Annotated in this window: 9 protein-coding genes; 4 read left to right on the top strand and 5 right to left on the bottom strand. The window is 38.6% G+C overall.

Annotated features, from left to right (window positions below; genetic code table 11):
- Nucleotides 1-84 precede the first annotated feature (84 nt).
- A complete protein-coding gene (locus QNI15_RS33855; protein ID WP_314036284.1) occupies nt 85-1,203 on the bottom strand; it encodes a hypothetical protein in 1,119 nt (372 codons plus the stop codon).
- Between the two features lie 571 nt (nt 1,204-1,774).
- Here QNI15_RS33855 and QNI15_RS33860 point away from each other — a divergent pair.
- Nucleotides 1,775-3,865 (top strand): PAS domain-containing protein, encoded by a 2,091-nt coding sequence (locus tag QNI15_RS33860; RefSeq protein ID WP_314036286.1) that lies wholly within the window; start codon nt 1,775-1,777, stop codon nt 3,863-3,865.
- Nucleotides 3,866-4,041: 176 nt separating this feature from the next.
- On the opposite strand, the gene QNI15_RS33865 is transcribed toward QNI15_RS33860, so the two are convergent.
- The gene (locus QNI15_RS33865; protein WP_314005074.1) at nt 4,042-5,169 is read right to left on the bottom strand and encodes a TlpA disulfide reductase family protein; all 1,128 of its coding nucleotides are present in this window, start codon (nt 5,167-5,169) and stop codon (nt 4,042-4,044) included.
- A 646-nt stretch (nt 5,170-5,815) separates the two neighbouring features.
- Here QNI15_RS33865 and QNI15_RS33870 point away from each other — a divergent pair.
- Nucleotides 5,816-8,407 carry a PAS domain S-box protein gene (locus QNI15_RS33870; RefSeq protein WP_314036288.1) on the top strand — a complete coding sequence of 864 codons (2,592 nt, stop codon included), beginning with the start codon at nt 5,816-5,818 and terminating at the stop codon, nt 8,405-8,407.
- Between the two features lie 193 nt (nt 8,408-8,600).
- On the opposite strand, the gene QNI15_RS33875 is transcribed toward QNI15_RS33870, so the two are convergent.
- On the bottom strand, nt 8,601-9,968 hold the full coding sequence (locus QNI15_RS33875) for a Gfo/Idh/MocA family oxidoreductase (RefSeq protein ID WP_314036290.1): 1,368 nt from the start codon (nt 9,966-9,968) through the stop codon (nt 8,601-8,603).
- 423 nt (nt 9,969-10,391) lie between these two features.
- Between QNI15_RS33875 and QNI15_RS33880 the strand changes: the two genes are divergently transcribed.
- Nucleotides 10,392-11,264, top strand: a complete 873-nt coding sequence (locus QNI15_RS33880; protein WP_314036292.1) for an alpha/beta hydrolase — start codon at nt 10,392-10,394, stop codon at nt 11,262-11,264.
- A gap of 156 nt (nt 11,265-11,420) precedes the next feature.
- Here the strand turns inward: QNI15_RS33880 and QNI15_RS33885 are convergent, their stop codons facing one another.
- Nucleotides 11,421-11,960 carry a carboxymuconolactone decarboxylase family protein gene (locus QNI15_RS33885; protein WP_314005081.1) on the bottom strand — a complete coding sequence of 180 codons (540 nt, stop codon included), beginning with the start codon at nt 11,958-11,960 and terminating at the stop codon, nt 11,421-11,423.
- 291 nt (nt 11,961-12,251) lie between these two features.
- The gene (locus QNI15_RS33890) at nt 12,252-12,818 is read right to left on the bottom strand and encodes a hypothetical protein (protein WP_314005083.1); all 567 of its coding nucleotides are present in this window, start codon (nt 12,816-12,818) and stop codon (nt 12,252-12,254) included.
- Nucleotides 12,819-13,785: 967 nt separating this feature from the next.
- On the opposite strand from QNI15_RS33890, the gene QNI15_RS33895 reads away from it, so the two are divergent.
- Nucleotides 13,786-14,217: hypothetical protein (locus tag QNI15_RS33895; protein WP_314005085.1), on the top strand; the 432-nt coding region annotated here is incomplete at its 3' end.

Below are 14,217 nucleotides of genomic sequence, written 5' to 3' on the forward strand. Positions count from 1 at the left end.
GTGTGGGCTTTTTGTGAAAGACTTGGGGGTATACACCCCCAAGAATAAAAAAATGTTAAGTTATATGTTTGTAAAGCAATGACTTCAATTAGGCCATATATAGGTTGCTTTGCGGATACAGTGATTAAACTTATCCAAATAGATTACTTCCCCTTTTTTGTTTACAACCAACCCATAACAAGTATTTGAATGGCCAGGGCTAGTATCTGCATAGTCAGATGAAAGTACATGGTTAGTAAGTCTGAATACATAATCATTTGTAGTAACCATATTAATATCTTCTCCTGCCTGATCTACAAAAAATAGTTGTTTACTATTTGAGTCATAATGGACACGATGTGGGTAATACACTGTAGCATCTTCCAGGCGACAATCTTTTCCATAACCTGTGCCAAGTTCGATATAGGTGGATACAGTGCCATTCGATGAAATTTTGCGTATTCGGTGATTGAACCAGTCTGGAATATACAGATTGCCATCGTCATCCATGGTTAAATCGTCGAACCGGCAAAATTCCGCTATGTTGGCTGCTCCATCTTTATAATTACAGACTTGAGTGTTCATATCTACCTTTCCTGCAAAGGTGCTGACCATGCCTGTAGTCAGATTTACCTTGCGTACACAACGCTCCAAACCATCTGCAATATAGAGATTACCTTGTTTGTCCATGACAATACCCACAGGTTGATCAAATTTTGCTGTAGCCAATGGTCCATCTTCATATGTCTTTCTGGAACTGGTACTAAGCCGGGTGACTTGCCCGGTAGAGGTGATCCGAAATATGCCATTGGGAACACCCAACTTGTCTCCGCTATCAACAGCATAAAGCGTTACTCCATCACGAGGGTCTACACATATATCTGTAATGGCGCCAAATCCTGTGGCAAAAGTAGTGACATTACCTTGGGGATCTAGCTTACGAATTACTGTACCACCAATGTAACTTTTAAGTTGATCAATAATATAAATGTTATCATTCTTGTCAATTGTCATCTGGCAGGGGTTGTCGAATTGAGAATTGGTTCCCGCTCCATCTGCATAACCGGGTTTGGTATCCTTGCCAGCTATTGTTTTAATGGTAACAATAGGTGGAGAGGTGTGTCCTCCATCCCCACCTGGGCTAGGTGAAGGATTAGGTTCAGTACAACTTGTAGATGTAATCAGAGAAATGAGTAACCCCAGACAAATAAAGGACGTTTTCATAGTTGTTTGTATTGTTGTTAAAATAGCTTGTAGTGTTATAGTTATAGTACTTACATTGATTATAAGGTTAAGATATTGGATTTGTGAGTGTAAAATTGATGTATTCAGATAGGTTTACCTATCTGCTTGTGTGTGAACTGTTGTAAATGAGGCATCTGGTGATACAAATCGAATCTAAAGGTAGGGTAGCATCTAATGGCAGGATCATTTATAAAGTACATAATCTGGGTAAAGGGCGACTCTAAGCTTTCCAATAGAAATCTTCATTTTGGAATTCATTTTCCATTTGGGAATGATTAACAAGTTCTATGGATTGCACAGAAAACCAGATAGTTGGCATGCATACTATTTCTGGTTATCTAACATAGAAAAATATGTCTTGATCGATATAATAAAATACTCTGTCGAAAAGCATCAAACCTCGTCTATCCAATACGAATTAATGATAGAATGTGCTATTATGCTAAGTAATAATACTTATGTGTTGTGTTGGTTTACATGTGATAAGGCGCATTGAAGAAAGAGCAAGGATATAATTTGTATCGTATCAATCAATTAATAGCAAAACTCTATGTTCAGAATTTCTACATTAGCACAATGGCGAAAAGCGACTCAGACTCATGAGTCTTTCCAGAAAACCCTTACTGATATTGAAAATGCCCGTACGTTTATCAAAGCTATCCAGGAAGGTAATTTGATGGAAGACTATCCTGGTTGGAGTAACACAGAGCATACTGCCAATTCAGAAAACTCACTTGCTGAGGCATTGTTGCAAATGCGTGATCATATGAAGATAATGGCAGAAAAAGAAGCTCAACGCACCTGGATTACAGAAGGGTTGGCGCAGTTTGTAGATATTTTGCGTTCACACCATACAGATATACAACAGCTCTATGATCAGATTTTGGCTTCTATCATCAAATACCTGAAAGCTAATCAGGGAGGATTGTTTGTGGTGAGAGAAGATGGAATGGAGAAAGAGGTAGTAGTTATGGCCAATGAGACAAAGGAGAGAACAGGACAATTACAGCAGCAAAAGGGAATCAGTGGCAACAGACTTGGTAGAAGTAATATCAGCCTGGAAATGGTCGCGTGTTATGCCTATAACCGGAAAAAGTTTCTTACCAAAACAATGAGTGCAGGTGAGGGACTTGTGGGACAATGTTTCCTGGAGGGGGACACAATCTATATGACAGAGATTCCTCAAAATTATGTAAACATTAGCTCCGGTTTAGGTGAGGCTACGCCCCGCTGCATCCTTATTGTGCCTCTTAAGTTAGATGATAAAGTGCATGGTGTAATTGAGCTGGCTTCTTTTTCAAAGTTTGAATCTTATCAGATTGAATTCATTGAAAAACTGGGAGAGAGTATTGCTTCAACAATTGCGAATGCTACTGTTACAAGTATGACACAGAAGTTGCTGGACATGTCACAGCAACAAGCAGAAAGCCTCCGGGCCCAGGAAGAGGAATTACGTCAGAATCTGGAAGAGATGGAGGCTACTCAGGAAGAGATGTTACGTCGACAGGCACAAGTTAATGACCTGCTTCAGCGGTTTGATCTGGCTGCCCGCACTACTACAGAGGGACTTTGGGATATGGTGGTGCCTGCTAATCTGGAGTTTACAGATAGCACTCCTTTCCAGTGGACAGACAAATTTCGTCATATGTTGGGTTATACGAATGAGCGGGATTTTCCAAATCGTCTGGATTCATGGTCTAATCTATTGCATCCTGATCACAAAGAAAGAACGTTGGCTGCTTTTTCAGCACACTTGCTTGATTTTAGTGGACAGACACCGTATGATGTGGAATATCAGCTAAAGCTTCGTAATGGAAATTTTAAGTGGTTCAGAGCAGTAGGAAATACATTGCGGGATAATAACGGGCGCCCTCTTAGAATCGCCGGTTCCCTAATTGATATTCAACAGTCGCGTGAACTGGAAGGTATTATGACGTCAGTAAATAATACAATGGCCACCATTGAATTCGATAAAAATGGTACTATACTGGATGCCAACGCCAACTTCCTTAATCTGATGGGCTATTCATTAGAAGATATCAAAGGAAAGCATCATAGCCTATTTGTAGATGCTATTTATCGGAATTCGGAGGCATATGCTCAGTTCTGGAAAGAACTTACTCAAGGTATACCTCAGATAGGAGAATTTGCCCGGCTAACAAAAAATAAAAATAAAGTGTGGCTGCATGCTAGCTATACCCCTATCATAGATCAGGGAAAGGTAACTAAAATAATTAAGTTTGCACAGGACGTTACGCACCATAAAAAGGCCTCTTTGGATATGCAGGGGCAACTCCAGGCTATTGACAAAGCATTTGCTGTTATTGAGTTTACTACAAATGGAGAAGTGCTGACGGCTAATGATATTTTTCTGAAATTGATGGAATATGATCTTACAGCTATTTTGCATAAACATCATTCACTATTTGTGGATAAAGAACACTTGGATACTTATGAGTATGAGCAATTTTGGAGAAAATTACGTTTGGGAGAGACGATTAGTGGTAATTTTGAACGCGTCACCCGAAGTGGAAAGAAAATATGGATAAAAGGTAGTTATAGTCCTGTATTTGATCTGGATGGACAAGTATATAAGGTCATAAAGTATGCTCAGCTTATACATGGTGCTGATGAAGAATAGAAACCAGTTTTTTTAAGGATAGTTATATTCTTTGGAGATACACGCTGGCAAATTCAATAGATAGATCTTCAATGGACCTGAAGACTATTGAATACTAGCAGATGGTCAACAATCTCTTGCCAAATAGACAAGAGATTGTTTTATTGTTAACAGGTTGACTAATGTACCGATTGTGATTACTTCTCTAAAACACTGTCCAGAATTTGTTTCGCTTTAGCTAAACCCTCTTTGCTGGATGCTTTGGATACTATTTTTCCTTCTGGGCTGATTAATACTACAGTAGGAAAAGACTCAATCATATACTTTTTGATAATGCTATCTTGATGGCTGTTACCTTTTTCCTGATACAGTTGTGTCCATGTGATATTATAGCGTCCTCTTATTAAGGGCTTAATATTTTTAACATCTTCCTTTTTCTCATAGGCTATACTGACAAACTCCACATTTTTGTCTTTGTATTTCAGATAAGCCTCTTTTAGTTCCGGTAAAAGAGCAATGCATGGGCCACACCACGTTCCCCAGAAGTCAATCAGTATGTATTTACCTGCAAGAGTAGATGAGTTAAACGGAATACCATCTACATCACGGGTAATAATTACCGGAGCTTTGTTTCCTGCAGTTACTGTATCGGCAATTTTAATTTCTTTTAACAATTGAGTTGTCAAAGAATGGTTCTTCAACTTTTCAGGCCAAATGTTTATAATTCGTTGGCTACCCTCTACACCCATTAACTGCCAATAATAGGTTAAGTAATGAAGACTAAGGAAATTTTTAAGATTTCCACCAAGGAAGTTTATCTCTTTCCCCATGATCTGGTTTTGTACATTTTCTTTTTGTGCACTAATTGTCTTTAGCAGAGCTGAATCCTGTTGTATGAGGGCGTTCTGATAGCTGAGTTCCAACTCTTGTTTCTTTTCTCGAATTGGGTCGATAACTGTTTGTTGAAAAGTACGCCATGACTGACTAAGTATAGAACCTTGTAACGTGATAGAATGTACATCTTTACCCTGAATCTGTATGATGGTATCCCAGATAAATTGCACTTTATTTGTAAGGTCCTCCGTTGCCAGCGCATAGAAATTAACCTCCTGTACGGGTTGTTTAAAGCCGAATTTACCGGAGCGGGTATGAACAGAATCGATCTTTTCATACAAATTGCCATAGGCAGTATGACTAACAGCCTTAAGTAGAAATACTTTTTTGTTTTTCCAGCTATCAATACGTCCTTCAACCACTAACAAATTCTGAGCATGTAATACAGGAAAGATAGACAAGCTCCAAAGAAAAAATAAGAGAGGCTTCATAAGTGTAAAAAGTTGAGTAGTAAAGGGTATGAAACAAAGATGTTAGGGTGTTTTGGTGCGTAACAGCTTTGGGCAATTATACATAGTAAATGTATTGTTTCCTATAGGAAGTGTATTGATTCTGTGTGTTTTATAGTTTTTAGACTACTGTTTTTATAAAGTACTCTCTGTATTTGTAGAGGAGCATAAATAGGGCGTTATAGTATTGGTTTATGCATACAACTGAATATAACTTTGACAATGGCATTTCATAGAAAAAATGTCTATTAGATGCCTGTAAATGGCAACTAATAATCTTGTAGATAACTAGTGTTTCTTTTTGTCGCACTTCTGAATACGATCCATGGCTCTTTAAATATAATCTTGATTTTCTCTAAATACCCCCTAAAAATACAGTGCAATATTTAGAGAAAATTCTTTCTGTATGAAGTAAGTAATAATGCTTAGTTTTGTTTTTAATGTTTTGATATGCAGTGAGTTGTGTATTGGGGCTCTTCTGTTGGAATTTGCAAACCATTTTCTGAAAAGTTTTGTGTGAGGCAATTATCCGGTTGTGGTGATAGGTTGGCTTGTTAAAGTCAACACTATTCTTTTGTAGCCTTCACTGACTTGTATTTCCTATTTATACATATCCTCTAAAGACTACATGTTACTACCCTTTGCACTTATTGATTCCAAAAAGCTGAAAGGCTTGCAAAAATCTAACACAGAATATCTGCAACTTTGCGAGCAGAACCAGCAAGCTTCCACATTTATCAGACAAATTGAGGAAGGTAATCTGCAGGCAGACTTTGCATTGATTGATGATTCAAACTCTACTCAGAAGCAGAATCCGTTGATAATCGCATTGGCGAGTATGCGCCAACGTATGAAGGAAATTGCGAGAAAAGAACATGAGCGTACCTGGACAACAGAAGGATTAGCCCGGTTTGTAGAGATTCTTCGTGAAAAGAATACCTATGGAGAGCAGTTATATGATGCGATCCTTGCTAATCTGATTAAGTATATGGGGGCTAATCAGGGCGGACTGTTTGTTGTTCATGCTCAGAATGATGATCCTTCTACTGAAGATACACTTGAAATGGTAGCCTGCTATGCCTATGATAGAAAAAAATATATTCGTAAGCAGATTCTGGCAGGCGAGGGACTAACCGGACAATGTTATCTGGAAGGAGAAACCATTTACCTGACTGATATTCCTGATACTTATGTGCACATAACTTCCGGATTGGGTAAGAGTGCTCCCCATTGTTTGGTATTGGTCCCTTTGAAACTCAATGATCAGGTACTAGGAGTAGTCGAACTCGCTTCTTTTAATTCTTTTGAGCCTTATCATATTGCATTTGTTGAAAAATTAGGGGAAAGTATCGCTTCTACTATTGCAAATGCACACGTATATCAGCGTACACAAGAGTTGTTAGCCCAATCACAGAAACAGACTGAGAATCTCCAGCTTCAGGAGGAGGTATTGCGTCAGAATATGGAAGAAATGGCTGCTACTCAGGAAGAAATGCAGCGAAAACTTCAGGAGAATGCTCGTTTAAAAGGTGAGTTAGATGCCCGTATGCATGTTCTTAACCAGGCAGCATTGCTTTCAGAATCTGACTTATATGGAAATATCACGTTTGTCAATGACCGATTTTGTGAAGTATCTGGTTGGTCACGGGAGGAGGCGCTTGGCAAACCACATAATGTTGTCCGGCATCCGGAAAACCCTAAGTCCTTGTACAAGGATATGTGGACAACAATAAAGAGTGGTCGTATTTTTCGGGGAACCTTTAAAAACAGGGCAAAAAATGGTACTACCTATTGGGTAGATGCAACGATTGCTCCCGTATTGGACGCAGAGGGGAATCCAATCAAATATATTGGTATCCGATATGACATTACAGAGCAGTTCGAAAAGAGTGAAGCCTTAGGTGCTTTATTAAAAGAAAGTCAGCTGCAGCAGGAGCAACTTAAAGCACAGGAGGATGTATTGCGTGAAAGTATGGATGCTTTATCAGTAGTTCAGGAAGAAGTACGCATTCGGGAGGCAGAAGCTCAGAATTTGCTTCTTGCTTTTCGTACTGTGAGTGATACATTTGCCTGTATTGAGTTTGATATGCATGGCAATATTCTTCAGGCTAATGCTAATTTTCTGCAAACGGTAGGATATGAGGAAAATGAAATAAAGGGACAACAACATCGTTTGTTTGTAGATCCTGTGTATGCACAAAGTACAGATTATATTCGTTTCTGGCAAAACCTACAACAAGGTAATGCTTTTACCGGAGAGGTAGTACGTCTGAAAAAGGATAAGACTGCAGTTTGGATGCAGGTATCTTATGCTCCTGTTCGAGATAATGCAGGTAAATATTATAAAGTAGTAAAATTAGCTATAGATATAACACATCAAAAGCAACTGGAGATTGCTGCTCAGCAACAGATGGAAGAGCTTAAAGCTCAGGAGGAAGAGCTACGCCAGAATATGGAGGAGCTAATTGCGAGTCAGGAAGAGATTGAGAAGCAGAGTATTGAACTGCGAGGTCTTTCTGCTGCTGTAAATAGTACACTGGCTACTATTGAATTTGATCCAACTGGGAAAATACTCACTGCTAATTCTAACTTCCTGAACCTAATGGGTTATAAACTGGAACAGATTGTAGGCAGATCTCATGCAATTTTTGTTGATCCATCGCATGTTATTAGTGCAGAGTACCGAATTTTTTGGGAAGAGTTAAGTAATGGGCATCCTCAGGTGGGCGAAGCCAGGCGATTTACAAAGAATGGCGAAGAAAAGTGGCTTAGTGCAAGTTATACTCCTGTATTTGGACAACAGCAGGAAGTAATCAAGGTTATCAAATTTGCTCAGGACGTTACCCAGTCCAAATTACAAGCATTAGATAGTAGCAATCAACTAACTGCCATTAATAAGGTATATGCGATTGTTGAGTTTGATATAGAAGGAAATGTCCTGCATGCTAATCGCAAGTTTCTCGATCTGATGGGCTATGACTTTGAAGGAATTAGTGGTAAACATCATTCCTTATTTGTTTCAAAGAAAGATGCGGAATCTGCAAAGTATAAACATTTCTGGCAACAGCTCCGAAAGGGAGAATTTGTAGAAGGAATATTTGAACGTCTGAATAGTAAGGGGCAAAAAGTACATATCAGAGGGAGCTATAACCCGATAGTTGATATGCATGGTAAGGTTTATAAAATCATTAAACATGCACAGAAACTAGACTCTGAATAAAAGGTAGAGGCAGCTATCAACTCTTTTGTGATGGTTTAAACAATGTTCTGTGTTTTTTATAACGTGTTTCTGGAATGGCTATCAACAAACAGATTATGATAACTAAGGGTAGCTGATATTTTATCCGGATGATATAAATTTTTCAACATGGTAGGATACTTATAAATGTCCTACCATGCTTCTGTAAATACATTCAGACATGTTCTGGATCTGGATGTATCCATGGGCTGCGATATGAACGTGCCAGCAAACGCGTAGCATCCGGATCACCGATTACCTGTCGGGTTATCGGATCGTAGGTAAGTGGTCGACCTGTCTGCATAGCAATGTTTGCTAGTATACAACTGGCTGTAGAGATATGACCTTCTTCGATGTCTGCAACAGGTCGCCCATTGGTCTCTATGGCACCAAGAAAGTTCAGCATGTGCAGTCGGGTAGCAGGAGCTGCATTGAGTTCAATTCCTTTTTCTTTCAGATCTTCAGGATATTTTTCTTTCTCATATACCACATCTTTGTGAATCTTTTGTCCTTGTCCCACCGGAATAAAATCATACTGCATAGTGCTGGCTATCAGCGTCCCTTTGTCTCCATATAGAGTAAACGACCATGGATAGTCTGGATTAGCAGGAGTACCCCAGGTACGGTGCTGCCATACACAGTTGAGTTCATCATACTCAAACACTGCTGTTTGTGTATCTGGAATATTCGATTTGCCTTCTTTCTGTACATAAATCCCACCTGTAGAGCTGATTCGTTTGGGCCATCCTAGTTTTAACATCCAGCGTACAGTATCCAGCATATGAACGCACATATCACCAATAATGCCGTTGCCATATTCCATAAATGTACGCCACCAGCGAGTGTGAGGTAGTCCATCAAAGGGACGCATAGGTGCGGGTCCTGTCCACATATCATAGTCAAAGAATTCTGGAACTGCCTGCGTGGATGGATTTCCATTGTTTCGCATATGGTAATAACAACACATCTCCACATGTGAAATTTTGCCCAGCAATCCTGCATCCACTATATTCTTTTTCGCCTCAATCAGGTGAGGAGTGCTTTTGCGTTGAGTGCCTACTTGTACCACCCGTTTATATTTTCGGGCAGCTGCCACCATTGCTTCCCCTTCCATAACATCCACACTGATAGGTTTTTGCACATATACATGAGCACCTGCCTTCATAGCCTCAATAGCCTGAAGTGCATGCCAGTGATCAGGAGTACCCACCAGTACAATATCCGGTTTCTGGTCTGAGAGGAGTTTGCGGTAATCACCATACTGAGCTGGAGCCTTTTTGGATTGTTGCCGCTCACTTACCATTGTTGCAGCCTCTGCTAATAAATGTTTATCTACATCACACAATCCCACTACTTCAACAGGTGCAACCTGTATCAACCGAAACAAATCACTCTTTCCATACCATCCGGTTCCTATCAATCCTACACGAAGTTTTTTAGGTGGATGCAGAATGTCCATCGCATTAGCACCCAGCGTAGTTAGTGCCAGTGAAGCAGACGCCGATTTCAGAAACTGACGGCGGTTAATGTGAAAATAATTCATTGAGATTGTAAGGGCTTTTGGGGTATAACATGATTTTTTCTGAAGTCTGTTTCAATGAACAGAACTCAACTCGGCATTATTAAAGTAACCATTCGTAATACCTGTATTTACAGAATTGTATAAATATAAAGTATGGATTAGTTGCGTCTCAATTTATTGTAAACTTTTTTCACTCGATAGTACTATTTCGGATTATACCTGTCCAATACTCTCTTAATCAGGAAAATCTATTTTTCTGCTGGTTAATGAAGATGAAATATGCTTTGTATAGATTACTGATATATATAAATTTTAGGTAATTATCCCTCAAGCTGAAGGTTTGAAAGACTTGATCTTAGCTGATAATCAATATCTCATCTTTGTACTTGTCTTTTTACATTTATCTATGTTCTTTTATCAAATATCCAGATAAAAACTGCTATTATGTCATTCAAAAAACTTCTGTGCTTATTTTTTCTATTGATAGTCTCTCCTGTATGGGCTTCTCGCGTGGATACCATACAGGTAACTAGTTCAGTTATGCAAACTACTATTCCTACAGCTGTAGTTGTACCTGATAGTTATAAGAAAGGAAAACATCTTTATCCTGTGCTATACCTATTACATGGAGGAGGTGGAAGCTTTCGGGATTGGCTAACCAAAACCCCAGAAAAAAAGTTGTTACATAAATTGGCAGATCTGTACAACATTATTATTGTTACGCCAGATGGTGGCCCACTTAGTTATTACTTTGATAGTCCTGTTGACAAGGCCAGCCAGTATGAGACATTTATTACCAAAGAGGTGCTGGCTAAAATAGAGGCTACTTATCGTACTGTCAAAGATAGAAAAGGGCGTGTTATTGCTGGACTTTCTATAGGAGGGCATGGAGCGATCTATCTTTCTTGCCGACATCCGGAATTGTATTGTGCTGCTGGAAGTATGAGTGGAGTTATGAATATTAATACTGCAACATGGAATGTGCCACCTGACTTTGCTAAGTCTCGTGAACAGAACTTTGTACGGTTGTTGGGACCAAAAAAAGATTCACTTAACCCTTTTCCTGGTTATACTGCTGTTACCTTAACAGATCAGATGAAAGCTAATGATGTACACTTGATCTTGGATTGTGGTGTAGATGATTTCCTGATAGGCCCTAATAGAGATCTGCATCAGAAGCTGGTAGCAAATAAAATACCTCATGATTATACTGAACGGCCTGGTGCTCATACATGGGAGTATTGGGGAAATGCTTTACCCTATCAGGTATTATTTTTTCAGAATATTTTTGTTGCCAATGGTGTTGTTGTTCGGTAGATCTAAAACTATAGAACCCCCAGGAAAATCCCAGAGGTTCTATCCCCCTTTTATAAACACAATTATATTTTTAAACAGGACCTGCCTGTATGATTTGTCAGTATCGGTGTCCAGCTAATCAGGCATGATTAGCTGGAAGGAATTAGTTTTAATCAATCAAAAACTTGTGTAGCCTTCATAGGCCAGCTTTTTCCCTACTTCCAGATATGCCTCTTTGGGCTGTGGTGCCCATGTTCCCAATCCATCCACATACCGGTTATACATACAAAATGCTGCTGCAATCAATACTGTATCATGAATTTCCACGTCCGTAGCACCCTCTACACGGGCTTTATCAATATCTTCATCCAACACATATTTACCTCCTTGCTGAACTTTGTGAGCTATATTCAGTAAGGCACGAAGCTTTGCTGAAACTTCATAGTTTTGGAGACCTGCCTTGATGTCATCAATTAAGTCTGCCGATGCATTCATATGTGCTACAGCCGCAGCCCCATGCGAAGTGTGACAGAAATGACAATTGTTCTTATAAGATACTGAGGAAGCAATTATCTCTCGTTCAGCACTAGAAAGAGTAGAATCCCCCCGCAACAATACCTCTGCCAGTTCATTCAACGGTTTGGCTGTGTGTCGGTTGTAATCCATCAGCCCAATAATTCCGGGCAATTCTTCATTGTTCAGGCGAATGTGTGCCATAAGTATGGGTTATAAGGTTGACAAATAGAGATAGTGAAAATCAATAATTCCTTTCAGAACTCATATACGAAGCATGCAATCGAACTCATGCATAGTTGGTAGTTCTGGCATAGAAGTAGTAGACTGAAAATAATCGGAAGAGATTGCCTTCTGTTGTGTAAGTGATTGTTTCCAATATAACGCACAGCATAATGTAATGAACATTATTTTCCTGTCTTAGAGCATTTCATGCTATAAGATAAAAACTATCTGTAAAGTTTTGAAAATGATACCATCAACAGAAAACAGAAGTTATGCCTGCCGGGGAGGAGGGTAGATAGCTTCCAGATCAACAGATTGTATAGAAGAAGGATATGAATCCTGCACTTTCTGTCTTTGCTCTATAATAGAATGAGAAAGGGTAAGAACAGTTACAGGGAGATATTCAGGAGTAAAGGATTTTATATTTTTCTGTGTTTTGCCAGAATCTGTATGTGAATAGTCCATTGCCAGTGTTTTGGCATGATTTGACATATCCTGCTTTACTTTCTCCTGCTGTTTATTATTGACACAATATATTATAATCGTGTCGTTTTTAATACCCATAAATGCTTTCTCATAGATCTTTCCCTGATGCTCAAACTCACCTTCTACAGCTACAAGTTCTTTATCTGGCTGATGATATAGGCCAATAGGCATTCTAAATACAACCCAGTCTGGATTATTTTCTGAGAGAGAGCCTGGATGAGAAAGATGTCTATCCAGTGTGTGACGAAGCTGTTGTCTGGCTTGTCGTTGTTGCTGAAAAAAAAGAATAGAATAACCTATTGTATTGAACAGGAGCAGACACAGCAAGCCGATAGATACAGTTCTTTTCAAAGGAAATTCAATTTTTTACAATATTAATAAAAAATCTAAATAAATCAATGAAAAATTAAATTTCGTATCGCACTATTTTCTAGCCAGAATAATTGAGTGTGATGGGAATCATAATTTAAAAGAGATAAGTGTTTGGTATAGCTTATTTATGGTTTGAATGTATACTTATGTTTTTGTGATTTACATAGGTATTTATTGTTATTTGAAAATTAGGTAATTAATAGCGACTACAAAATCAGACTCTATTAAATCAAAGACTAGATCTTCCAGATTAGCATATTTGCAAATTTAATTTGTTATCCAGATTCTATATGTAATGTAAGAATCAATACACCTTCTGATTCAAAAATAACGAAAACGCAATTTTTGTGAATATTAGTTAAGATAAATTACAGCACAAATATTTAGGGTAAAAATTATACGAAAAATAAAAAAAGTATAAAATATAGTTGAGTTTTCTAAGTATTTGAGGCTCTATATTATTTATGTAAAATCAATACTGATATAAACTGTGTGTTTTTTTGCTTTAATACCCATATTTTTTCGTCTTAATTGTGATAAAGTTATTATTGGGAATTAAAATAAATACTACACTAACTCTTTAAGAGTATTTCTGCTCCTTTTTTACGTTTTTAAGTGACAGGTGACAGTTATGGTGAAGCGTTTTGACTGGAAACAACTGCTATGATTTCATAATAGATTCATAGTTAATTACTTAGTTTGCAGGTTTTCTCTGAAAAAAGCACTAAGGAACTCTATTTTTTGTGACCATATTCGTAGTGGTACCTCAAATTCTTAACGAATATATAGCGTTGTAAGAAATTCCCCTACAACGCTAAAAACGTCCTTTATTTAATCTTCAATTTTGAATCATAACTCTGTCTTCTTCAAGTTACTATGTGACTAAGAAAATCAAGAACAGAGGCAATAGTCTCTAAAAAAGTATATAAGTATATTTTCCGAATAGATGAAAAAACGATTACTACGTACATTAAGCTGTTTTCTCCTATTACTTGGATTTTGCTCTACAGTAAACGCCCAGAGTTTATACTGGGTAGGAGATGGCGGATCATGGAATGATGACAGCCACTGGTCTGCTACTTCAGGTGGAAGTGGAGGGGCAGGTGTGCCTGCCACTACCAATGCAGCCATCTTTGATGCCAACTCTTTTTCTACGGCTGGACAGACTGTCACCCTGACTGCAGGAGCCATCTGTAGCAGCATCAACTGGACAGGGGTAACTAACAATCCCACGCTGGATCTGGCCGCTAACCTGACCATCAGTGGTACGTCTGCCATCTTTGCCGATGGGATGAGTGTGTCTGGAAGTGCCGGATTGATTTTTACTTCTGCTTCCAATACAACGCTGACTTTAAGCAATACAGCCAAAACCTTTGGC

The organism is Xanthocytophaga flava (assembly GCF_030068545.1).
Classification (GTDB): domain Bacteria; phylum Bacteroidota; class Bacteroidia; order Cytophagales; family 172606-1; genus Xanthocytophaga; species Xanthocytophaga flava.